Raw genomic sequence first — 21,038 nt, 5'->3', positions numbered from 1 at the left:
CCGCGGTGCCGTCCTACAGGGTGAGGTCGATGGCCCGGTCGGTCGGGGCCACGGGCTCCGGCAGGCGGGTCGAGCCCGTGAGGAACCGTTCGACGGCGGCCGCGCAGGCGCGGCCCTCGGCGATCGCCCAGACGACCAGGGACTGGCCGCGGCCGGCGTCTCCGCACGCGAACACGCCGTCCACGCTGGTCATGTACCGGTCGTCGCGGGCCAGGTTGGTCCGGCCGTCCAGCTCCGCGCCGATCTGCTCGGTGATGTCCTCGGACTCGTTGCCGGTGAAGCCCAGCGCCAGGAAGACCAGGTCGGCCGGGATCACCCGCTCGGTGCCGCCCTTCGGCGCGCGCCGCCCGTCGGGCAGGTACTCGGTCTCGGCGACCTTCAGGCCGGTGAGCCTGCCGTTCTCCCCCACGAACTCCACCGTCGAGGCCATGTAGGTGCGGTCGCCGCCCTCCTCGTGGGAGGTCGAGACCTCGAACATCCTCGGCATCATGGGCCACGGGTCGGCGTCGGAGCGGTCCGCGGCCGGCTTGCGCCCGATGGCCAGGGACGTGATCGACGCCGCGCCCTGGCGGTTGGCGGTGCCGATGCAGTCGGAGCCGGTGTCGCCGCCGCCCAGGACGATGACGTGCTTGCCCGCCGCGGAGATCTGGTCCTCGACCTCGTCGCCGGCCACCACGCGGTTGCCCTGCACCAGGTAGTCCATCGCGAAGTGGACGCCGTCGAGGTCCCGGCCCGGGATCGCCAGGTCCCGCGGCACCGTGGCGCCGGTGGCGACCACCACGGCGTCGTAGCGGCGCTTGAGCTGGTCCCAGGTGATGTCCTTGCCGATCTCCACCCCCGGGCGGAAGCGGGTGCCCTCGGCGCGCATGACGTCGAGGCGCCGGTCGAGGACCTCCTTCTCCATCTTGAAGTCGGGGATGCCGTAGCGCAGCAGCCCGCCGATCCGGTCGTCGCGCTCGTAGACCGCCACCGTGAACCCGGCCTGGGTCAGCTGCTGGGCCACCGCGAGGCCGCCGGGTCCGGAGCCCACGACCGCCACGGTCTTGCCGACCAGGCGCTGCGGGACGAACGGCTTGACGATGCCCTCGTCGAAGCCCATCTCGCCGATCGAGTACTCGATCTGCTTGATGGTCACGGCGGGCTGGTTGATGCCGAGCACGCACGAGGACTCGCACGGCGCCGGGCAGACCCGCCCGGTGAACTCCGGGAAGTTGTTGGTGGCGTGCATGCGCTCGACCGCCTCGGCGTCGAGGCCCCGCCACACGAGGTCGTTCCACTCGGGGATCAGGTTGCCCAGGGGGCAGCCCTCGTGGCAGAAGGGGATCCCGCAGTCCATGCACCGGCCGGCCTGCTTCTGCAGGACCCCCCGGTCCTGGGCCTCCTGGACCTCCTTCCAGTCCATGATCCGGACGGGCACCGGCCGCTTGGGGCGGTCGACGCGCTCGGTCACCTTCATGAAACCGCGCGGATCAGCCACGGGTCGTCACCTCCAGGATCTTGTGCCAGGCCTCGTCGCCGTCGGGGTCCTGCCCCTGGGTCCGGGCCTCTTCGCGGATGCCCTGCACGGCGGCGTACTCCCGCGGCAGGATCTTGGTGAAACGCCCGAGCGTGGCCACGGGGTCGGCCAGGAGCCGGTCCGCGAGCTCGGAGCCGGTCTCCTCGGCGTGCTTCGTGATGAGCGCCAGCACGGTCTCGGCGTCCGCCTCGTCCAGCGGCAGCAGCTGCAGCTCTCCGCTGTCGCGCGCCTGCTTGTTGACCGAGGTCTCGGCGAGGTCGATGACGTAGGCGACGCCGCCGGACATGCCGGCGCCGAAGTTGCGCCCGGTGCGGCCGAGCACCAGGGCGGTGCCGCCGGTCATGTACTCGCAGCCGTGGTCGCCGATGCCCTCGACCACCGCGGTGGCGCCCGAGTTGCGCACCAGGAACCGCTCGCCCACGGTGCCGCGCAGGAAGATCTCCCCGCTCGTGGCGCCGTAGCCGATCACGTTGCCCGCGATGACGTTCTCGGAGGCCTCGAACACCGCGTCCCGCTCCGGGCGCACGATGATCCGGCCGCCGGAGAGGCCCTTGCCGCTGTAGTCGTTGGCGTCGCCCTCGAGCCGCAGGGTGATGCCCTGCGGGAGGAACGCGCCGAGGGACTGGCCGGCCTGGCCGGTGAGCGTCACGTCGATGGTGTCGTGCGCGAGGACGTCCGTGCCGAACGTCCTCGTGACCACGTGGCCGAGCATCGTGCCGACCGCGCGGTCCGTGTTGATGATGTGCTGCTGGATCCGCACGGGCTCCCGCTTCTCCAGGGCGGCCCGGGAGAGACGGATGAGCTCGTTGTCGAAGTGCTTCTCGAGCTCGTGGTCCTGGCCGCGCATGTTGCGCACCGCCGCGCCCCGGTGCTCGAGCACCGTGGAGTGCAGGATCGGCGAGAGGTCGAGCCCGTGCGCCTTCCAGTGGTCGATGGCCTTCTTGGTCTCGAGGACCTCGGCGTGCCCGACGGCCTCCTCGATCGAGCGGAAGCCGAGCTGGGCCAGGTACTCCCGGACCTCCTCGGCGATGAACTCGAAGAAGTTCACCACGTGCTCGGCCCGCCCCGTGAACCGCTTGCGCAGCTCCGGGTTCTGGGTGGCCACGCCCACCGGGCAGGTGTCCAGGTGGCACTTGCGCATCATGATGCAGCCCTCGACGATCAGCGGGGCGGTGGCGAAGCCGAACTCCTCCGCCCCGAGCAGCGCGGCGACGATCACGTCCCGGCCGGTCTTCATCTGCCCGTCCGCCTGGACGACCACGCGGTCCCGCAGCCCGTTGAGCATCAGGGTCTGCTGGGTCTCGGCGAGGCCGAGCTCCCACGGGGCGCCGGCGTGCTTGAGCGAGTTCAGCGGGGCCGCGCCGGTGCCGCCGTCGTGCCCGGAGACGAGCACCACGTCGGCCTTGGCCTTGGTGACGCCGGAGGCCACGGTGCCGATGCCGATCTCGGAGACCAGCTTGACGTGCACCCGGGCCTGCGGGTTGGAGCGCTTGAGATCGTAGATCAGCTGCGCGAGGTCCTCGATCGAGTAGATGTCGTGGTGCGGCGGCGGCGAGATCAGCGACACGCCCGGGGTGGAGTGGCGTGTGCGGGCGATCCACGGGTACAGCTTCTGGGCCATGAGCTGGCCACCCTCACCGGGCTTGGCCCCCTGGGCCATCTTGATCTGGATGTCGTCGGCGTTGGTCAGGTACAGGCTCGTGACGCCGAACCGGCCGGAGGCCACCTGCTTGATCGCCGAGCGCCGCTGCGGGTCCAGCAGGCGGTCGACGTCCTCGCCGCCCTCACCGGTGTTCGACTTGGCGCCGAGCCGGTTCATGGCGATCGCCAGGGTCTCGTGCGCCTCCTGGGAGATGGAGCCGTAGCTCATCGCCCCGGTCTGGAAGCGCTTGACGATCGAGCTGACGGGCTCGACCTCATCGAGCGGCACGGGCTTGCGGTCCGAGGAGAAGCCGAGCAGCCCGCGCAGCGTCAGCAGCTTCTTCGTCTGGTCGTCCACGAGCTTCGTGTAGGACTTGAAGATGTCGTAGCGCCCGGTGCGGGTGGCGTGCTGCAGCCGGAAGACGGTCTGGGGGTTGAACAGGTGGGGCGGGCCGTCCCGGCGCCAGTCGTACTCGCCGCCCGTCTCGAGGTCCCGGTGGGGCTCGGTCACGCCGTCCGCCGGGTACGCCCGGCGGTGGCGGGAGGCCGTCTCCTCCGCGATCACGTCGAGGCCGATGCCGCCGATCTGGGTGTGGGTGCCCGTGAAGTAGTCGTCCACGAGCTCCCGCGACAGGCCGAGCGCCTCGAAGACCTGGGCGCCGCAGTAGGAGGAGACCGTGGAGATGCCCATCTTGGACATGATCTTCTGCACGCCCTTGCCCAGGGCCTTGATCAGGTTGTGCACCGCGTGCTCCGTGGTGATCCCGGTGAGGTCGCCCGAGCGCACCAGCTCCTCCGCCGACTCCATCGCCAGGTACGGGTTCACCGCGGACGCACCGTAGCCGATGAGCAGCGCCACGTGGTGGACCTCGCGCACGTCGCCCGCCTCCACGACCAGGGCCACCTTGGTGCGGGTCGCCGAGCGCAGGAGGTGGTGGTGCACGGCCGAGGTGAGCAGCAGCGACGGGATCGGCGCCCACGCGCCGTTGGAGTCGCGGTCGGAGACGATGACGTACTCCACGCCGCGGGCCACGGCCGCGGAGACCTTCTCGCAGATCTCCGCGATCCGGGCGCGCAGGGACTCCGCGCCGCCGTCGGGACGGTACAGGCCCCGCACCTTGAGGGCCGCGGGCATCCCGTCCTCGCCCTCGATGTGCAGGAACTGGTCCAGCTGGTCGTTGTCGATCACCGGGAAGTCCACCGCGACCTGGCGGGTGCGCACGCGCTCGGTGGTCAGCAGGTTCCCCGAGGGGCCCACGGAGCCGCGCAGGCTCGTCACGAGCTCCTCGCGGATGGCGTCCAGCGGCGGGTTGGTGACCTGGGCGAAGGACTGCACGAAGTAGTCGAACAGGGTGCGGGACTTCTCGGAGAGCACGGCGATCGGGGTGTCGGTGCCCATCGCGTAGATCGGCTCGGCGCCCTTGGCCGCCATGGGCCCGACGATCATCTTCAGCTCCTCCTGCGTGTACCCGAAGGTCTTCTGGCGCAGGGTGATGGAGGAGCGCGGGTGGATCATGTGCTCGCGCTCGGGGAGGTCGGTGATGTCGATGATGTTGCCGTCGGCCCATTCCTCCCACGGGGCGGCGGAGGCGATCTGGGCCTTGATCTCGGCGTCCTCCACGATCCGGCCCCGCGCGGTGTCCACGAGGAACATCGTGCCCGGGGAGACGCGGCCCTTGCGCACGATCTTGCGGTCCCCGACGTCGACGACGCCGACCTCCGAGGCGAAGACGACCAGGCCGTCGTCCGTGACCCAGAACCGGCCGGGGCGCAGCCCGTTGCGGTCCAGCAGCGACCCGACCTGCACGCCGTCGGTGAAGGCCACCGCGGCCGGGCCGTCCCAGGGCTCCATGAAGGAGGCGTGGTAGCGGTAGAACGCCTTGCGGGCGGGGTCCATGGTCTCGTGGTTCTCCCAGGCCTCCGGGATCATCATCATCATGGCCTGGGTGACCGGCCGGCCGGAGAGCACGAGCAGCTCGGCGACCTCGTCCAGGGACTGCGAGTCGGACGCGCCCTCCGAGCAGATCGGGAAGAGCTCCTCGGGGTTGCGGCCCAGCAGCGGGGACTTCAGCTGCGACTGGCGGGCGCGCATCCAGTTCCGGTTGCCCTTGACGGTGTTGATCTCGCCGTTGTGCGCGAGCGTGCGCATGGGCTGGGCCAGCGGCCACGAGGGGAAGGTGTTGGTGGAGAACCGGGAGTGCACGATCGCGAGCTCGGTGGTGAACCGGTCGTCGGACAGGTCCGGGTAGAAGGGCTCGAGCTGCTGGGTGGTCAGCATGCCCTTGTAGACGATCGTGCGCGAGGACAGCGAGGGGAAGTAGACGCCGGACCGGTTCTGGGCCCGCTTGCGCAGCCGGAACGCCTTCTGGTCCAGGCGCCGCCGGGCCGCCTCGTCCTCGGGCGCCGGTGTGGTCTCGGCCACGAAGAGCTGCACGAAGTACGGCATGACCTCCCGCGCGGACCGGCCCACCACGGACTCGGCCACGGGGACGGGCCGCCAGCCGAGGACCTGCAGCTCCTCGGAGCGCGCGAGCTCCTCGAGGGCGCCCTGGATCCGCTCCGCGTTCGCACCGCCGTGCGGGAGGAACGCGGTGCCCACGGCGTAGCCGCCCAGGGGCGGCAGCTCGAAGTCCAGCACGGCGCGGAAGAACGCGTCGGGCAGCTGGGTCAGCAGGCCGGCGCCGTCACCGGTGCCCTCGTCGCCGCCCACGGCGCCGCGGTGCTCCAGGTTGCGCAGGGCCGTCAGCGCGGCGTCGACGATCTCGTGGCTCGGGGCGCCGTTGAGGGTCGCGACCACGGCGAGGCCGCAGGCGTCCTTCTCCTCGTCCGGGTGGTAGAGGCCCTGCTCCTCGGGCGCGTTCGAGAACTGCTCGAACGGGGACTCCGCCTGCTCCTGCGCGGTCTCGGCGGGAGCGTCCGGACGGGGGTCCGTGCCGCCCTGGGCAGAAGTGTCACCGGGAGTGCCGGCCGGGGTAGAGGTCATGACTGACGTCTCCTCACCATGGGATGCGGTCAACAGGAGCGGCCCCCGCGGCAGAGCTCCGGTCGGGAGGTGCCGCCGGATCGTGAGCTGCCGCCGACGTCCTCGAGCAGTGATCGAGGTGGTGCCGGACGGCGGAAGGGCCCCGTTCCAGGAATGTCCGACGATGGACGATCGTGGCGTGCGCCGGAGCCGGAGACGTGGTTCACCCGTCCGCCGGTCAGGCGCCAGAAGAATCTAGCACTCAGATGTTACAGCTCTGAAAACTCCCCAGCCAGGGACCCCGTCCCCGCCCGCGGTGCGGTATCAGGCGCGCGAGGCCTCCACGGCGGTGCCGCGGGCCCGGCGGCGGCGGAGCACCACCGCCGCGAACAGGGCCAGCCCCAGCAGCACGACCCCCAGGGCGGTCCACACGTGCACGCGCAGGCCCAGCACCATGAGGGACGGGTCGATCCTCAGGAACAGCTCGATGAGCATCCGGCCCAGGCCGTAGTGGATCAGGTAGAGCGCGAACAGGCGGCCGCCGTCCAGGCGGAACCGCCGGTCCAGGGCCAGCAGCAGCACCACGCCGAGCAGGTTCCACAGGGACTCGTAGAGGAACGTGGGGTGGAAGAGGGTGTCCGCCGGCAGCCCGGCCGGGAAGTTGGCGCTGCCGGGGTCGATCTCGAGTCCCCACGGCAGGGTGGTGGGCCGTCCGAAGAGCTCCTGGTTGAACCAGTTGCCCCAGCGTCCGATCGCCTGCGCGAGCAGCAGGCCGGGCGCCGCGGCGTCGGCGAACACGGCCAGGGAGACCCCGTGCCGGCGGCACACCCACCACGCGGCCAGGGCGCCGAACGCCACGGCGCCCATGATCCCGAGACCGCCCTCCCAGATCCGCAGCGCGTCGACGGGGTCCGCGCCCGGGCCGAAGTAGCCGGCCGGGTCGGTGATCAGGACGTGGTAGACGCGGGCGCCCACGATCCCGGCGGGGACGGCCCACATCACGATGTCCCACACGATCTCCGGGTCCAGCCCCCGGGCCGCCCAGCGGCGTGTGGTCAGCCACAGGGCCGCCGCGATGCCCGCGAGGATGCACAGGGCGTAGGCGTGCACGGTCAGCGGGCCGACCGAGAAGCCGGACCAGTCCGGGGAGGGGATGCCCTGCCGGAGCGGGGCGCTCATCAGGGCGGGCACGGGGGGAACGGCGCTCAGCAGCATGCGGTGGGGCCTCGGCTCGTGGGGTCGTCGGGAGGGGCGGCCCCGCCCGCGCGGGGGTGGGGCCGCCCGTCACGCTATCAGGCGCGCCCGGCCAGTTCCCGGGCCAGCGCGCCCACGGCCTCGGGGCCGCCGTCGGCCAGCGCCTGGACGAGGGCGGTGCCCACGATGACGCCGTCCGCGTAGGCGCCGATCTCCTCGACGTGCTCCCGGCGGGAGACGCCCAGGCCCACGCACACGTGCTGGGCCCCGGCCGCGCGCGTGTCCGCCACGAGCTGCTCGGCGACGTCGGAGACGGCGTCCCGGGCGCCGGTGACGCCCATCACGGAGACCGCGTAGACGAAGCCGCTCGCGGCCTTGACCACCAGGTCGAGCCGCTCCCGCGAGGAGGAGGGCGCCACCAGGAAGATCCGGTCGAGGCCGTGGGCCGCGGACGCGGCGAACCACTCCCCGGCCTCGTCGGGGATCAGGTCGGGGGTGATGATCCCCGCTCCCCCGGCCTCGGCGAGCCGTCGGGCGAACGTGTCGACGCCCATCTGCAGGACGGGGTTCCAGTAGGTCATCACCACGGGCACCGCGTCGGTGCGCTCGGCCACGGCACGGACCACCCGGAACACGTCGGCCACCCGGAAGCCGTTGGCGAGGGCCGTCGTGGTCGCGTGCTGGATCACCGGTCCGTCCATGACGGGGTCCGAGTACGGGATGCCGATCTCGATCACGTCCGCGCCGTTGGCGCCGAGGGCCACGGCCGCCTCGATGGACTCGTCCACGGTCGGGAAGCCCGCGGGGAGGTAGCCGACCAGGACCGGCCGCCCCTGCGCCCGGCACTCGGCGATCCGGGCGGCGAGCCGCGAGCCGGGGTCGGCGCTCAGCCCCGGCGGCAGGATGCGGGAGGCGAGGTCCGGACCGGAGGTCTCGTGTCGGGTGGTGGTCACAGTCGCTCGCCCTTCTCGCCGAGCTCGGCCTCGGCACTGTCGTCCGGGAGCATCCCGAACCATTCCGCGGCGGTCGCCACGTCCTTGTCGCCGCGCCCCGAGAGGGAGACCACGACGATCTTCTCCGCGGCCGCCTCCGGCCCGAGCTCCTCGACCCAGCGGCGGCCGATCTTCAGCGCCCCGGCCAGGGCGTGGGAGGTCTCGATGGCGGGGATGATGCCCTCGGTGCGGCACAGGAGCCGGAAGGCCTCCATCGCCTCGGCGTCGGTGATCGCCTCGTAGTGCGCCCGCCCGATGTCGTGCAGGTAGGAGTGCTCGGGGCCCACGGCGGGGTAGTCGAGGCCCGCGGAGATCGAGTGGGACTCGAGCGTCTGCCCGTCCTCGTCCTGCATGAGGTAGGTCCGGGCCCCGTGCAGCACGCCGGGACGGCCCAGGGAGATCGTGGCGGCGTGGCGTCCGGACTCCACGCCGTCCCCGCCGGCCTCGAGGCCGTAGAGCTCCACCGCGGGGTCGTCCAGGAAGCCGTGGAAGATGCCGATCGCGTTCGACCCGCCGCCCACGCAGGCCGCGACGGCGTCCGGGAGGCGCCCGGCCTGTGCCAGGACCTGCTCGCGCGTCTCCTCGCCGATCTGCTCGTGGAAGTAGCGGACCATCGCGGGGAACGGGTACGGGCCCGCCGCGGTGCCCAGCAGGTAGTGGGTGTGCTCGACGGAGGCGACCCAGTCCCGCAGCGCCTCGTTGATCGCGTCCTTGAGCGTGCGGGAGCCGTTGGTCACGGGCACCACGGTGGCGCCCAGCAGCTCCATGCGCGCGACGTTGAGGGCCTGCCGCCGGGTGTCCTCCTCACCCATGTAGACCACGCACTCCATGCCGAACAGGGCGGCCGCGGTGGCCGAGGCCACGCCGTGCTGGCCGGCACCGGTCTCGGCGATCAGCCGGGTCTTGCCCATCCGCCGCGCCAGCAGGGCCTGGCCGAGCACGTTGTTGATCTTGTGCGAGCCGGTGTGGTTGAGGTCCTCCCGCTTGAGGAAGATCCGGCACCCGGCCTCGGCGGCGAAGCGCTGGGCCTCGGTCAGCAGGGAGGGCCGGTTCGAGTAGTCGCGGGAGAGCCGCTGGAACTCCGCGATGAACTCCGGATCGGCCTTCGCCTTCTCGAACACGTCCGTGAGCTCGTCGAGGGCGGCGATGAGGGACTCGGGCATCCACCGGCCGCCGAAGTCCCCGAAGTACGGCCCGGGGGCCTCGCGCAAGGAGGACGCCTTCGCGGCGGCGGCCTCGGCCTCGGGGACGTGCCGCCGGGCTCGCGCGGCCGCGCCCGCCGCGCGGAAGGCCGCGATGGTCGAGGCCGGCTCGGCGCTGCGCACGAGGGCCTCGCCGACCAGGACGGCCTTGGCCCCGTGCGAGGCGTAGAGAGCGATCTGCTCCTCGCCCTCGACCCCGGACTCGGCCACGACGACCGCGTCCTGGGGCAGGAGCCCGGCGAGCCGGCCGAAGGTCTCGACGTCGGTGTCGAGGGTCTTGAGGTTGCGGACGTTGACGCCCACGATGCGGGCGCCCACGGCGGCCGCGCGCTCGATCTCCTCGGGCGTGTGCGTCTCCACCAGGGCGTGCATGCCCAGCTCGTGGGTGAGCGCGAGGAAGCGGCGCAGCTCGTCGTCGGAGAGGGCGGCGACGATCAGCAGGACCAGGTCCGCCCCGTGGGCCCGCGCCTCCCAGATCTGGTACTCGTCGACCGTGAAGTCCTTGCGCAGCACGGGCACCCCCACGGCCGCGCGCACGGCGTCGAGGTCGGCCAGGGAGCCGTTGAAGCGTCGCTGCTCGGTCAGCACGGAGATCACCGACGCCCCGCCGTGCTCGTAGGCCGCGGCCAGGCGCGCCGGGTCCTCGATCGGGGCCAGCGCACCCTTGGAGGGGCTCGAGCGCTTGACCTCGGCGATGACCTGCACGGCGTCCTCGCTGGGTCCCCGCAGCGCCGACTCGGCGTCCAGGGCCGGGGGCTGCTGCGCGGCCGCCCGGCGGAGGTCGTCGAGGCCGACGCGCTCACGGCGCTCCGCCAGATCTGCCCGGACGCCCTCGATGATGGCGTCCAGGACCGTCCCGGTGCTCTGTTGCGACATGGTTTCCTGTCCTCTCGACGGCGCTGGCCGCCCTGGTGCGTTCGTGGGTGCGGGCCGCGCCCGGGGCGGACGGGGACGGCGGCCGGCCCCGGACGCGGACCGGGCCGGCCCGTGCCGGGCTCCCGGGGCCGGCACGCGCCGGCCCGGTCTCAGCCCTGGTGGTTGCGCGCCTCGTGCTTGCGCTGCTCGGAGCCGCTGCCGTGGCCCATCCTGCTGAGCACGAAGCCGGCGACGAGCCCGACGACGACCAGCACGATGCCCGCGATCAGCAGGACGGTGCTGCCCACCGTGAAGCCCACCACGCCCACGATGACGCCCACCGACATGATGCCGACGGTCACCCACGCGGCCAGCGTGTTGCCGTGCCCCACGAAGCCGGTGTGGTCGAGGACGATCTCGTTTCCGTTTGCCATGTTGTTGCACTCCCGATATCCCTGCCGGAGCCGGCCGGCTCCGCTCGCACGGCCCCGGCGGGGCGCGGCGGTTGCTGACGGTCTGTCCCGCCCCATTGTGCCACCCCTGGGCCCGCGCCCGCGCACGCCCCACGGGGCTGCGGGGCGTGCGGTCCCCTGCTGCGGCGGGCCCGGGCCCCGGTGCGGGCACCGGGCTCAGGCGGTGGGGTCGCGGCCCTCGGTGAGGGCGTCCCACGAGTCGATCTCGTCGCCGGGGCGGGGCGTCCCGGACGGGGCCCCGTCCGTCCCGGCGCGCTCGTAGCGCCGGGCCGCGGTCCAGGACCGGCCCGCCACGAGCGTCCAGGCGCCGCACAGGGCCACGAGCGCCGAGGCGGCCGCCGCGAGCGAGGGCCAGGCGGTGACGGCGAAGTCGCCGCCGGCGTTGATCATCCCGGTGGCCTCACCCACGGCGGTCTGCGCGGCGCCTGCCGGGTCGGCCAGCACCGCCACGGACGCGGCCAGCGCGCCGAGGCCGGCGAGCAGGACCACCACGGCCACCACGGCGCGCAGCACGCGCCCGGAGATCGCCGTGGTGAGGGCGCCGGCGGCCGCGGCGAGACCCAGGGCCGTCACGGCCGGCGCGGCGTCGGACCCGGCGACGTCCACGGTCACGGGCTGGAGCGTGGTCTGCACCGTGGCGGAGATCCACGTGGCGGCCGAGCAGGCGAACACGGCGAGGGCGGCGACCAGGGTGGCGAGCACCACCGTGGACCGCCGGGACAGCATCGCCCGCCGGGAGCCGCGGCCCTCAGACACGCCCGGCGCCCGTCCCCGGCACGGCCACCCGGTCGAGGTCCAGGGCGTGCAGGCGTTCGGCGAGCAGCACCGCCCGCAGCGGTGCGGTGGCCTTGTTGAGGGACTCGAGGGCCTCGGTCTCGGGGTCCGAGTCCGCGACGATCCCGCCGCCGGCCTGGACGTAGGCCTTGCCGTCGACGAGCAGGGCCGTGCGGATGGCGATGGCCATGTCCATGTCGCCCGCGAAGTCGAGGTAGCCGACCACGCCGCCGTAGACGGCGCGGCGCAGCGGCTCGTACTCGTCGAGCAGGCGCAGGGCCCTGGGCTTGGGCGCCCCCGACAGGGTGCCGGCGGGGAACGTCGCCGCGAGCACGTCGTAGGCGGTGGCGTCCGGGCGCACCCGGCCCACGACGTTGGAGCACAGGTGCATGATGTGGCTGAAGCGCTCGACCTCCATGAACTCCGTGACCTCCACGGAGCCGGGAACGGCGATCTTGGAGATGTCGTTGCGGGAGAGGTCCACGAGCATGAGGTGCTCGGAGCGCTCCTTCTCGTCCTGGAGCAGGTCCCGCTCCAGCGCGAGGTCCTCCTCGACCGTGCGCCCGCGCGGGCGGGACCCGGCGATGGGGTGCGTCACGGCCTGGTCGCCCGTGACGGTCACGAGCGCCTCCGGGGACGAACCCACGATCGAGAAGGGACGGCCGCCGGCGTCCTCGAAGCTGTACAGGTACATGTACGGGCTGGGGTTGATGGCGCGCAGCATGCGGTAGACGTCGAGGGAGTCGGCCGTGCACTCGGTCTCGAAGCGCCGGGAGACGACCACCTGGAAGACGTCCCCGTCCACGATGGCCTTCTTGCCCTCCACGATGGAGTTCATGAACAGGGTGCGGTCCCAGCTCTGGGCGACCTTGGACTCCAGGTCCCCGCGGATCTCGTCGCTGCCGGTGAGGGTGGAGACCGTGGTGCGGCCGAGGGGCCGGGCGAGCCTCTCCAGCATCGCGTGCACCCGGTCCACGGCGTCGGCCCAGGCCTCGTCGACGCGCTCGTCGGTGTCGTCGAAGTTGATCGCGTTGGCCACGAGCATCACGGTGCCGTCCGTGTTGTCGTGGATCGCGATGTCCGAGACCAGGTTCATGGCCAGCTCGGGGATGCGCAGGTCGTCCTCCGGCGGGTGCGGGAGCTTCTCCCAGCGGCGCACGGCCTCCCACCCCACGAAGCCCACGAGCCCCGAGGTCAGCGGGGGGACGTCCTCGAAGCGCTCCGTGTGCAGCAGCGCCATGGTGTCCCGCAGCGCTTCGACGGGGCTGCCGCCGGTGGGGGCGCCGGCCGGGGCCTGCCCGATCCAGTGCGCCTCGCCGTCGCGGGCGGTGAGCGTGGCCCGGGAGTTGGCGCCGATGAAGGAGTAGCGGGACCAGACCCCGCCCTCCGCGGCGGACTCGAGGAGGAAGGTGCCCGGCCGGGCCGCCCCGTCCTCGAGGGCGAGCGCCCGGTAGAGCCCGATCGGGGTCATGGCGTCCGCGAGGATCTTGACGCGGACGGGGATGACGCGGCGCTCCGCGGCGAGCGCGCGGAACTCCTCGAGCGTGGGGCTGATGGTGCCCAGGTCCTGCATGGGTGTCGACCTGACTTCCTGGTGGCGGACGGGAGTGCGGAGGGTGGCGCGGCTCAGACAGCGGTGACGGCGCCGAGGTCGCGGCCGTCGAAGCAGCTGCGGGTGCCGGTGTGGCAGGCCGCCCCGGTCTGGTCGACCCGGACGAGCAGGGCGTCGCCGTCGCAGTCGAGGCTCACGCTGTGCACGGCCTGGACGTGCCCGGACGTGTCGCCCTTGCGCCAGTACTCCTGGCGGGAGCGGGACCAGAACGTCACGCGGCCCTCCGTGAGGGTGCGGCGCAGGGCCTCGTCGTCCATCCAGCCCAGCATCAGCACCTCCTTGGTGTCGTGCTGCTGCACCACGGCGGCCACGAGGCCCGCGGGGTCGCGCTTGAGCCGCCGGGCCACGGCAGGATCGAGGACGTCGGTTCCGGTGTCGGGGGTCTGCTCGCTCATCGTCCCCATCCTATCGACCTATCCGGGCGGCCCGGTCCCGGGTCGTTCCCCGGGCCCACCGGGTCAGGGGTCGTGCCGGCGGGGGCGGAGTCGTCCACGGCCCGGCCCCTCCGGGACGGTGGGCAGCCGGGTGGCGGCGACGGTCAGGAAGGACACCGTGAGGATGAGCACGGACAGCCCGAGGGCGTAGGTGCCCACCGCCCGGTAGCCGCCGACCAGGGCGGGGTCGAGGAAGAAGTACGGGTACCAGCCCACCATCCGTCCCCGGACCAGGGTGTACACGGCCCACAGGGCCGGGAACACGGTGGACGCCCAGGTGGAGGCCCAGCGCAGCCGCCGACGGCCCGGGCCGAGCAGGAAGTCGACCACGGCGTAGACGGGCAGCACGAAGTGCAGCACCTGCGAGGACAGCGGGACCAGGAAGAGGTGGCCGAACAGCTCCGCGTTGGCCAGCAGCACGCCGAACACCGCCCCGGACACCACGCAGTAGGTGGTGGCCATCGCCCGGAGCCCGGTCAGCCAGCCCGGCTCCGCGGCCCGGGCCGCGGTGTGCAGCATCGCCAGCAGCACGGCCAGGATCAGCAGGACGGCGCTGTGGACCGTGAAGTAGCTGAACAGGTTCGACCCCAGGCAGGTGCGCGTCACGAAGGCGCAGTCGGCCCGGGAGACCAGCGCCCAGACCGCGACCGCCAGGGCGCAGGCCCGGGCGGTGACGACGACGAGTCGCACGTTCGTCCTCCTCCCGGACCTCCGGGCTCCAGGATAGGAGTCCCGGCGGCCGCAGGCCGTGCTTCCTCGGCCGCGGCCCTGCCGAGCCGAGGCGGTGGGGCCTATGGTGGACGCAGGACCAGGGTGGCGACGGCGGGCGGGACACCGAGAGCATGCATTCCAGGAGGGCGAGGCGGCGGCGGAGTGCGGCCCCCGGCACGGTGGCGGCCGCACTCGTCGTCGCGCTGCTGGGCGGGTGCGGGGGCCCCGGCACGCCGGGCCCCCCGACCGGCTCCCCCACGGCCACGGCGACCACGGCCTCCCCTGCTGGGTCGCCCGCCCTTGCCGCGGACGGCCCCTGGGGCGCCTACCCGGACCGGCGGGAGGCGTGCGCGGCGGTCGCCGACGACCTCCTGGCGCTCGCCCTGCTGCCGGCCGGCCTCTCGGCCGGCCCGACCGTGACGGAGGTCCAGGAGGTCGAGGACGAGGTCGAGGCCGTGCGCGACGCCGCCCCTCCGGTGCTGGCCCCGGACTTCGCACGGGTGCAGCTGCTGGTCGACTCCCACGGCGAGGCGCTGGAGGCGGACCCCTCGGCGCGGTTCGACGGGCAGGCGCTCGACGAGGCCCTCGCCCCCGTGCGGGACTGGCTGGACGCGACCTGCCGGGACGGGGACTGAGCCGGAGGGGTCAGTGGTGCAGCGTGGTGCCGGGCGGCTCCCCGAACCGAGTCCGGTAGACGGTCGCGAAGCGCCCGGGGTGGGCGAAGCCCCAGCGTGCCGCGACGGCGGCGACCGTCTCGCCCGCGGCCGGGTCGGCGCGGAGCAGGTCCCGGCGGGCGGCGTCCAGGCGCGCCTCCCGCAGGTAGCCGACGGGGGTGCGACCGAGCTCCCGGCGGAACGCGGCCTGGAGCCCGCGGGGGCTCATCCGTGCCGCCGCGGCGATCTCGGCGAGACCGACGTCCTCGTGCAGGTGCTCGTCGACGAACGCGACCGCCCGGCGCACCTGCGCCGGCAGCGCCGCTGTGGTCCCGGACGGCGCCGGCTGCGCCAGGAAGGTGTTCGGGAAGCAGTGCAGCAGGGCTGCGGCGAGCGACCGGAACGCCTCGGCCCGCACCAGGGGCGTGCTCAGCGCCTCCGCGTTGGGCAGCAGGTCCCGGTGGAAGTACCGGACCTGGGCGAGCCAGTAGCGCGTCATCTGCGGGGACACGGGGGTGCTGCCCGTGAAGCGCAGCCCGAAGTCCGGCGCACCGAGCAGGTCGCGGGCGGTCTCCTCGACGGCGCGGGCGTCCAGGACCACGGTGCTCAGTTCCAGGAGCCCGTCCCACCGGCCGCCGTACAGTCCCTGCGGCAGCAGGAACGGCAGGGGCGTGGCGATGCGCTCCTTGCCGGAGCTGACCGTCAGGCGCCCGGTCAGCACGTGCACGACGGAGTACGTGCCGGAGACGTCGCCCGTGCCGGAGGACTCCGAGGTGCAGAGCCGGAACCGGTGCGCCAGGAGCGGGCCGATCGAGGCCGCCGCCATCTGCAGCTCGAACGAGCCGTCGGTGGGCGCGCGCATGCCGAGACCCGTGTAGAGCTCGGACATGGCGGCGATGCCCCGGTCGGCGTCGTGCGTGGAGAACGACGTCCGGCGGACCGGGTCCTCCGCGGGGCGGGGGGCCTCCTCCGGCCCGGACGTGGTCATCGGCGTCCTCGGCACGTGGAGAGCGGCCCCAGGACGGGGCCGCTCCTGCACGGTGCGCTATCGACGGTTGAGGAGGCCGCGCAGCTTACCCCCGAGGCCGCGGCCGCCGGTCCTGCCCGCGCCCGCCTGGCCCGCGGCGTTCATGCCGCGGGTGCCCCGGCGTCCTCCGGCGGGCCGACCGGCGGTCCCCCCGCCCGCACGCCCGGTGACACTCCTGATGATGCTGTTCAGTCCCACGGTGGACTCTCCTTCGGGTCGGCCTGTCGAGCGACTGACGTCAGCTCACGGTCGACTCTACGCCCGGTGGCCGTCCCGAGCCACGGGGCCGTTCAGCGGACCTCGTGGCCCGCCGCGCGCAGCGCGTCCTTGACCTCGGCGATCGCGTGCACGGGACCGAAGTGGAAGATCGAGGCGGCGAGCACGGCGTCGGCGCCCGCGTCCACCGCCGGCGGGAAGTGCTCGGGGGCGCCCGCGCCGCCGGAGGCGATCAGGGGCACGTGCACCCGGGCGCGCACGGCCCGGATCATCTCCAGGTCGAAGCCCGCCCGGGTGCCGTCCGCGTCCATCGAGTTGAGCAGGATCTCCCCCACGCCGCGGTCCTCGGCCTCCCGCGCCCAGTCCAGGGCGTCGAGGCCGGTCAGCGTGCGCCCCCCGTGGGTCGTGACCTCGAAGCCCGAGGGGGTGTTGCCCGTGCGTCGGGCGTCGACGGAGAGGACGAGCACCTGGCTGCCGAAGTGCCCGGTGATCTCGTCGATGACCCCGGGACGGGCGACCGCCGCGGTGTTGATGGACGCCTTGTCCGCGCCGCAGCGCAGCAGCCGGTCGACGTCGGCGACCGCGCGGACGCCGCCGCCCACGGTGAGCGGGATGAAGACCTGCTCGGCGGTGCGGGAGACCACGTCGAAGGTCGTCGCCCGGGCCGCGGAGGACGCCGTGACGTCGAGGAACGTCAGCTCGTCCGCGCCGGCCTCGTTGTAGCGCTTGGCGAGCTCCACCGGGTCACCGGCGTCGCGCAGGTTCTCGAAGTTCACGCCCTTGACGACTCGACCGGCGTCGACGTCCAGGCACGGGATGACACGTACGGCAACGCCCACGGGCGGCACCTCCTCGGCTGCGGGGTTGGGGGCGGGAAGCAGGGCTCAGATCCGGGCGGCCTGGATCGGGGAGACCAGGATGGCGCGGGCCCCGACCTCGTAGAGGGCGTCCATGACCTTGTTGGTCTCGGACTTGGGCACCATGGCGCGCACGGCCCAGGCGTTGCCGCGGCCGAGCCGGGAGATGGTGGGACCCTCCATGCCGGGGGTGATCTGGGTGGCGGCCTCGACGTACTCCTCGGCGACGTCGTAGTCCATCATCACGTACTGCCGGGCCACGAGCACGCCCTGCAGGCGCCGCCGCAGCACGGCCAGGCCCTCGGGCTCCGTGGCGGCGCGGCTGCGGACGAGCAGCGCCTCGGAGGTCATGATGGGGTCGCCGAAGACCTGCAGGCCCGCGGCGCGCAGGGTGTTGCCGGTCTCCACGACGTCGGCGATCGCGTCGGCCACGCCCAGCCGGATGGAGGACTCCACGGCGCCGTCGAGGCGGACCACGTCGGCCTCCACGCCCCGCTCGGCGAGGTAGTCGCGCAGCAGGCCGTCGTAGCTCGTGGCGATCCGCCGGCCCGCCAGCTCGGCCATCGAGGAGAACTGGCCCGCCGGGCCCGCGAAGCGGAACGTGGACCGGGCGAAGTCCAGCCCGAGGTCCTCGTCGGCGTGGGCGCCGGAGTCCAGGAGCAGGTCCCGGCCGGTGATCCCGACGTCGAGGATGCCCCCGCCCACGTACACCGCGATGTCCCGGGGGCGCAGGTAGAAGAACTCGACGTTGTTCTCGGGGTCCACGAGCACCAGCTCGCGGGAGTCCCGCCGCTGCCGGTAGCCGGCCTCCTTGAGCATGGTGACGGAGGACTCGGACAGGGCGCCCTTGTTGGGCACTGCGACACGCAGCATGGGGTTCCTTCTCGGCTCAGGGGCTTCGGTGGGACGGGGACGCCGGTGCGGCGGGGACGCCGGTGCGGCGGGGCGCTCAGAGGTAGCGGTAGACGTCCTCGAGCCGCAGGCCCTTCGCGACCATCATCACCTGCAGGTGGTAGAGCAGCTGCGAGATCTCCTCCGCGGCCTGCTCCGGCGTCTCGTACTCGCAGGCCATCCAGACCTCGGCGGCCTCCTCGACGACCTTCTTGCCGATGCCGTGCACACCGGTGTCGAGCTCCCGGACCGTGCCGGAGCCTTCCGGTCGGGTCACGGCTTTGTCGCTGATCTCGGCGAAGAGGGTCTCGAAGGTTTTCACGACTACCAGGGTAATGGGTCCGCGACGGGCGCCCGACCGGCCGGGACCCGCACGGCCCGGGGCTCAGACGCCGAGGGAGCGCAGCAGCAGCGCGGTCCGCACCGCGGCGGCCGTGGCCTCGTAGCCCTTGTCCTCCTGGGAGCCCTCGAGCCCGGCGCGGTCCAGGCCCTGCTGCTCGGTGTCGCACGTGAGCACGCCGAAGCCCACGGGCACACCGGTGCGCACGGACACGTCCGTGAGGCCCTGGGTGGCCGCCGAGCACACGTAGTCGAAGTGCGGGGTGCCGCCGCGCACGACCACGCCGAGGGCCACCACGGCGTCGAGGCCGGGGGCGAGGCGGGCCGCGGCGACGGGCAGCTCGAAGCTGCCGGGCACCCGCACGACCTGCGCGTCCCGCACGCCGGCGTCGGCGAGCGCGCGGCGGGCGCCGTCGATCAGCCCGTCCATGATCTGCGTGTGCCAGCTCGAGGCGACGACGGCGACGCGCAGGCCGCTCGCGTCGGCGGTGCTGAGGTCGATGTCGGGGGCGCCGTGTCCGCTCATGGGGTGAGGTCTCCTGTGCTGTCGGTCGTGCTGTTGATGGTGCTGTCGATGGTGCTGTCGGTCCGGCCGGCGGGGTCCGCCGCGCCGCCGCGGTGGGCGGTGGTGTCGTCGACGTGGCGCAGGCGGTGGCGCATGCGGTCCCGCTTGGTCACCAGGTAGTCGTGGTTCTCCGGGCGGGCCGGCACCTCGTTGGGCACCATCGCGACGACGTCGATGCCCAGGTCGGCCAGGCGCTCGGCCTTGGCGGGGTTGTTGCTCAGCAGCCGGATCCGGGTCAGTCCGAGCCGGTGCAGGATGGCCGCGGCCGCGGTGTAGTCCCGGGCGTCGGCGGGCAGGCCGAGCAGCTCGTTCGCCTCGACCGTGTCCGCCCCTGCATCCTGGAGCTTGTAGGCGCGCAGCTTGTTGACCAGGCCGATCCCCCGGCCCTCGTGGTTGCGCAGGTAGAGCAGGGTGCCGCCGTCGTCGGCGATCCGCCGCAGCGCGAGGTGCAGCTGGGGGCCGCAGTCGCACCGGTAGGAGCCGAAGACGTCGCCCGTGAGGCACTCGGAGTGCAGCCGCACGAGCGGCGGGCTGCCCACGGGCACGCGGTCGGAGGACGGCGCGGTGAGGCTGAGGTGCTCGGCGACCGGGTCCCCGGGCCCGCCGGGCAGCTGCCAGCCGATCACCTCGAACCGGCCCTCGGGCGTGGGCACGACCACGGGCTCGGAGCTGACCAGGGGGGGATCCGGCCTCATCGGCGGCCCTCCTGCAGCTGCGCCGCCAGGTCCTCGATGCTCACGAGCGGGATGCCGTGCCGGTCGGCGAAGGCGCGCAGGGCGGGCAGGCGCATCATCTCCCCCTCGTCGTGGACGAGCTCGGCGATCACGCCGACCGGCTCGAGGCCGGCCAAGGAGCACAGCTCGACGGCGGCCTCGGTGTGCCCGCGGCGGACGGCGACCCCGCCCTCGGCGGCGCGCAGCGGCAGCACGTGCCCGGGCCGGGTGATGTCCGCGGGCCCCGCCGAGGGGTCGGCGAGCACCCGGGCGGTGAGCGCGCGGTCGGCGGCGCTGATGCCGGTGCTCACCCCGAGGCGGGCGTCGCACGTGACGGTGTAGGCGGTGCCCTTCGAGTCCTCGTTGACGTCGACCATCGGGGGCAGCCGCATCGCGTCGGCCCGCGCCCCGGTCATGGGCACGCACACGACCCCGGAGGTGTGCCGGACGGTGAAGCCCATCAGCGCGGGCGTCGCGTGCTCGGCCGCGAAGACGATGTCGCCCTCGTTCTCCCGGTCGGCGTCGTCCACGACGACGACGGGCCGGCCCTGGGCCATGGCCTCGACGGCCGCGTCCACGGGGTCGAGCCGGATCTCCCCGGCCGCCCCGTTCCCGCCGTGGCCCGTCCCCTCGTGGGTGCTGCTGGTCCGCATCATGCTCCTTCTCCTGCCGTGGGCCGGGCCGTGCCCGGCGCCGGGGTGCTGTCGGTCCGGGCGAAGGCCAGCAGGCGCTGGGCGTACTTCGCGAGGACGTCGACCTCGAGGTTGACGGACGCGCCGACGGGGCGGCGTCCGAGGGTGGTCTCGGCGAGGGTGGCCGGGATGAGCCCGACCTCGAACCAGTGCTCCGCGGCACCGGGCGCGCTGACCGCCGTCACGGTGAGGGACACGCCGTCCACGGCGATCGACCCCTTCTCGGCGACGAACGGTGCCAGTTCGGCGGGCACGGCGACCCGGACCCGCTCCCACTCCCCCAGGTCCTCGCGGACCGAGACGGTCCCCGTGCCGTCGACGTGGCCCTGGACCACGTGCCCGTCGAGCCGCCCGCCGGCGGGCACGCAGCGCTCCAGGTTCACGGTGTCGCCGGCGGCGAGCGCCCCGAGGGTGGTGCGCACGAGCGTCTCGCCGATGACGTCGGCCAGGAACTGTCCGGAGCCGATCTCCTCCGTGCGCGTGGCCGTGAGGCAGACCCCGTTGACGGCGAGGGAGCCGCCGTGCGGCAGGTCGGCCACGAGGGGCCCGGCGTCCACGAGGAGGCGGGCGCTCGTGCCGTCCGGGCGGGGGTCGACCGAGCGCACGGTGCCCTGGCCGGCGACGATTCCTGTGAACATGCGGTGCTTCCTCTGTCTTTCTGGTCTGTCGGTCTTTCTGGTCTGTCGGTCTGTCGGTCTTCTGTGGCGGCGTCCCGGGGG

Annotated in this window: 19 protein-coding genes and 1 pseudogene; 1 reads left to right on the top strand and 19 read right to left on the bottom strand. The window is 73.4% G+C overall.

Going from position 1 to position 21,038, the window contains the following annotated elements:
• Positions 1 to 13 precede the first annotated feature (13 nt).
• From ACFYE3_RS14450 to ACFYE3_RS14400, 11 genes and pseudogenes are all read right to left on the bottom strand, one after another.
• Entirely contained in the window at positions 14 to 1,477 is a 1,464-nt protein-coding gene (locus ACFYE3_RS14450) for a glutamate synthase subunit beta (protein WP_387610244.1), read from the bottom strand.
• Positions 1,470 to 6,140 (bottom strand): glutamate synthase large subunit, encoded by a 4,671-nt coding sequence (gltB, locus tag ACFYE3_RS14445; protein WP_387610242.1) that lies wholly within the window; start codon positions 6,138 to 6,140, stop codon positions 1,470 to 1,472. Before gltB ends, ACFYE3_RS14450 begins: the two co-directional genes overlap by 8 nt.
• 303 nt (positions 6,141 to 6,443) lie before the next feature.
• Positions 6,444 to 7,334 (bottom strand): prolipoprotein diacylglyceryl transferase, encoded by an 891-nt coding sequence (lgt, locus tag ACFYE3_RS14440; RefSeq protein ID WP_387610240.1) that lies wholly within the window; start codon positions 7,332 to 7,334, stop codon positions 6,444 to 6,446.
• 77 nt (positions 7,335 to 7,411) lie between these two features.
• Complete coding sequence (trpA, locus tag ACFYE3_RS14435; protein WP_387610284.1) at positions 7,412 to 8,218, bottom strand: tryptophan synthase subunit alpha; 807 nt, start codon at positions 8,216 to 8,218, stop codon at positions 7,412 to 7,414.
• A 44-nt stretch (positions 8,219 to 8,262) separates the two neighbouring features.
• The gene (gene trpB / locus ACFYE3_RS14430) at positions 8,263 to 9,630 is read right to left on the bottom strand and encodes a tryptophan synthase subunit beta (protein ID WP_387610282.1); all 1,368 of its coding nucleotides are present in this window, start codon (positions 9,628 to 9,630) and stop codon (positions 8,263 to 8,265) included.
• Positions 9,619 to 10,383, bottom strand: a pseudogene (gene trpC / locus ACFYE3_RS14425) (indole-3-glycerol phosphate synthase TrpC); the annotation flags it as partial. The gene trpB and the pseudogene trpC, both read right to left, overlap by 12 nt.
• Before the next feature lie 149 nt (positions 10,384 to 10,532).
• On the bottom strand, positions 10,533 to 10,796 hold the full coding sequence (locus ACFYE3_RS14420; protein WP_387610238.1) for an HGxxPAAW family protein: 264 nt from the start codon (positions 10,794 to 10,796) through the stop codon (positions 10,533 to 10,535).
• A 195-nt stretch (positions 10,797 to 10,991) separates the two neighbouring features.
• A complete protein-coding gene (locus tag ACFYE3_RS14415; RefSeq protein ID WP_387610237.1) occupies positions 10,992 to 11,591 on the bottom strand; it encodes a Trp biosynthesis-associated membrane protein in 600 nt (199 codons plus the stop codon).
• The gene (locus ACFYE3_RS14410; protein ID WP_387610235.1) at positions 11,584 to 13,182 is read right to left on the bottom strand and encodes an anthranilate synthase component I; all 1,599 of its coding nucleotides are present in this window, start codon (positions 13,180 to 13,182) and stop codon (positions 11,584 to 11,586) included. The genes ACFYE3_RS14415 and ACFYE3_RS14410 overlap by 8 nt, the downstream gene beginning before the upstream one ends.
• A gap of 53 nt (positions 13,183 to 13,235) precedes the next feature.
• Positions 13,236 to 13,616 (bottom strand): phosphoribosyl-AMP cyclohydrolase, encoded by a 381-nt coding sequence (gene hisI / locus ACFYE3_RS14405; protein WP_368821259.1) that lies wholly within the window; start codon positions 13,614 to 13,616, stop codon positions 13,236 to 13,238.
• A 63-nt stretch (positions 13,617 to 13,679) separates the two neighbouring features.
• Positions 13,680 to 14,345, bottom strand: coding sequence for a Pr6Pr family membrane protein (locus ACFYE3_RS14400; RefSeq protein WP_387610234.1), 666 nt, complete (start codon positions 14,343 to 14,345; stop codon positions 13,680 to 13,682).
• 200 nt (positions 14,346 to 14,545) lie between these two features.
• Here ACFYE3_RS14400 and ACFYE3_RS14395 point away from each other — a divergent pair, with 200 nt between their 5' ends.
• A complete protein-coding gene (locus ACFYE3_RS14395) occupies positions 14,546 to 15,001 on the top strand; it encodes a hypothetical protein (RefSeq protein WP_387610233.1) in 456 nt (151 codons plus the stop codon).
• Positions 15,002 to 15,011: 10 nt separating this feature from the next.
• Here the strand turns inward: ACFYE3_RS14395 and ACFYE3_RS14390 are convergent, their stop codons facing one another.
• From ACFYE3_RS14390 to ACFYE3_RS14355, 8 genes are all read right to left on the bottom strand, one after another.
• The gene (locus ACFYE3_RS14390; RefSeq protein ID WP_387610231.1) at positions 15,012 to 16,007 is read right to left on the bottom strand and encodes a helix-turn-helix transcriptional regulator; all 996 of its coding nucleotides are present in this window, start codon (positions 16,005 to 16,007) and stop codon (positions 15,012 to 15,014) included.
• Positions 16,008 to 16,336: 329 nt separating this feature from the next.
• A complete protein-coding gene (hisF, locus tag ACFYE3_RS14385) occupies positions 16,337 to 17,101 on the bottom strand; it encodes an imidazole glycerol phosphate synthase subunit HisF (RefSeq protein WP_387610229.1) in 765 nt (254 codons plus the stop codon).
• Between the two features lie 45 nt (positions 17,102 to 17,146).
• Positions 17,147 to 17,992, bottom strand: a complete 846-nt coding sequence (gene hisG, locus ACFYE3_RS14380) for an ATP phosphoribosyltransferase (protein ID WP_387610227.1) — start codon at positions 17,990 to 17,992, stop codon at positions 17,147 to 17,149.
• A gap of 76 nt (positions 17,993 to 18,068) precedes the next feature.
• A complete protein-coding gene (locus ACFYE3_RS14375; protein ID WP_368821254.1) occupies positions 18,069 to 18,332 on the bottom strand; it encodes a phosphoribosyl-ATP diphosphatase in 264 nt (87 codons plus the stop codon).
• A gap of 63 nt (positions 18,333 to 18,395) precedes the next feature.
• Positions 18,396 to 18,875 carry a 6,7-dimethyl-8-ribityllumazine synthase gene (gene ribH, locus ACFYE3_RS14370; protein WP_387610225.1) on the bottom strand — a complete coding sequence of 160 codons (480 nt, stop codon included), beginning with the start codon at positions 18,873 to 18,875 and terminating at the stop codon, positions 18,396 to 18,398.
• Positions 18,872 to 19,609: a GTP cyclohydrolase II gene (locus ACFYE3_RS14365; RefSeq protein WP_387610224.1), complete on the bottom strand. Its 738-nt coding sequence runs from the start codon at positions 19,607 to 19,609 to the stop codon at positions 18,872 to 18,874. The genes ribH and ACFYE3_RS14365 overlap by 4 nt, the downstream gene beginning before the upstream one ends.
• Entirely contained in the window at positions 19,606 to 20,280 is a 675-nt protein-coding gene (ribB, locus tag ACFYE3_RS14360) for a 3,4-dihydroxy-2-butanone-4-phosphate synthase (protein WP_387610280.1), read from the bottom strand. Before ribB ends, ACFYE3_RS14365 begins: the two co-directional genes overlap by 4 nt.
• Positions 20,280 to 20,957, bottom strand: coding sequence for a riboflavin synthase (locus ACFYE3_RS14355; protein ID WP_368831749.1), 678 nt, complete (start codon positions 20,955 to 20,957; stop codon positions 20,280 to 20,282). The genes ribB and ACFYE3_RS14355 overlap by 1 nt, the downstream gene beginning before the upstream one ends.
• Between the last annotated feature and the right edge of the window lie 81 nt (positions 20,958 to 21,038).

The sequence above is a fragment of the Kocuria arenosa genome (assembly GCF_042879215.1).
Classification (GTDB): Bacteria; Actinomycetota; Actinomycetes; order Actinomycetales; family Micrococcaceae; genus Kocuria; species Kocuria arenosa.
The sequence above is the reverse complement of the archived record's forward strand: the minus strand, read 5'-3'. Positions and strand labels throughout refer to the sequence as shown.

What these genes read in the sequence shown, in the direction of transcription:
- gltB (WP_387610242.1), bottom strand. Translation starts at nt 6,140, where the DNA reads ATGACCTCTACCCCGGCCGGCACTCCCGGTGACACTTCTGCCCAGGGC.
- lgt (WP_387610240.1), bottom strand. Translation starts at nt 7,334, where the DNA reads ATGCTGCTGAGCGCCGTTCCCCCCGTGCCCGCCCTGATGAGCGCCCCG.
- ACFYE3_RS14420 (WP_387610238.1), bottom strand. Translation starts at nt 10,796, where the DNA reads ATGGCAAACGGAAACGAGATCGTCCTCGACCACACCGGCTTCGTGGGG.
- ACFYE3_RS14410 (WP_387610235.1), bottom strand. Translation starts at nt 13,182, where the DNA reads ATGCAGGACCTGGGCACCATCAGCCCCACGCTCGAGGAGTTCCGCGCG.
- hisI (WP_368821259.1), bottom strand. Translation starts at nt 13,616, where the DNA reads ATGAGCGAGCAGACCCCCGACACCGGAACCGACGTCCTCGATCCTGCC.
- ACFYE3_RS14390 (WP_387610231.1), bottom strand. Translation starts at nt 16,007, where the DNA reads ATGACCACGTCCGGGCCGGAGGAGGCCCCCCGCCCCGCGGAGGACCCG.
- hisG (WP_387610227.1), bottom strand. Translation starts at nt 17,992, where the DNA reads ATGCTGCGTGTCGCAGTGCCCAACAAGGGCGCCCTGTCCGAGTCCTCC.
- ribH (WP_387610225.1), bottom strand. Translation starts at nt 18,875, where the DNA reads ATGAGCGGACACGGCGCCCCCGACATCGACCTCAGCACCGCCGACGCG.
- ACFYE3_RS14365 (WP_387610224.1), bottom strand. Translation starts at nt 19,609, where the DNA reads ATGAGGCCGGATCCCCCCCTGGTCAGCTCCGAGCCCGTGGTCGTGCCC.
- ribB (WP_387610280.1), bottom strand. Translation starts at nt 20,280, where the DNA reads ATGCGGACCAGCAGCACCCACGAGGGGACGGGCCACGGCGGGAACGGG.
- ACFYE3_RS14355 (WP_368831749.1), bottom strand. Translation starts at nt 20,957, where the DNA reads ATGTTCACAGGAATCGTCGCCGGCCAGGGCACCGTGCGCTCGGTCGAC.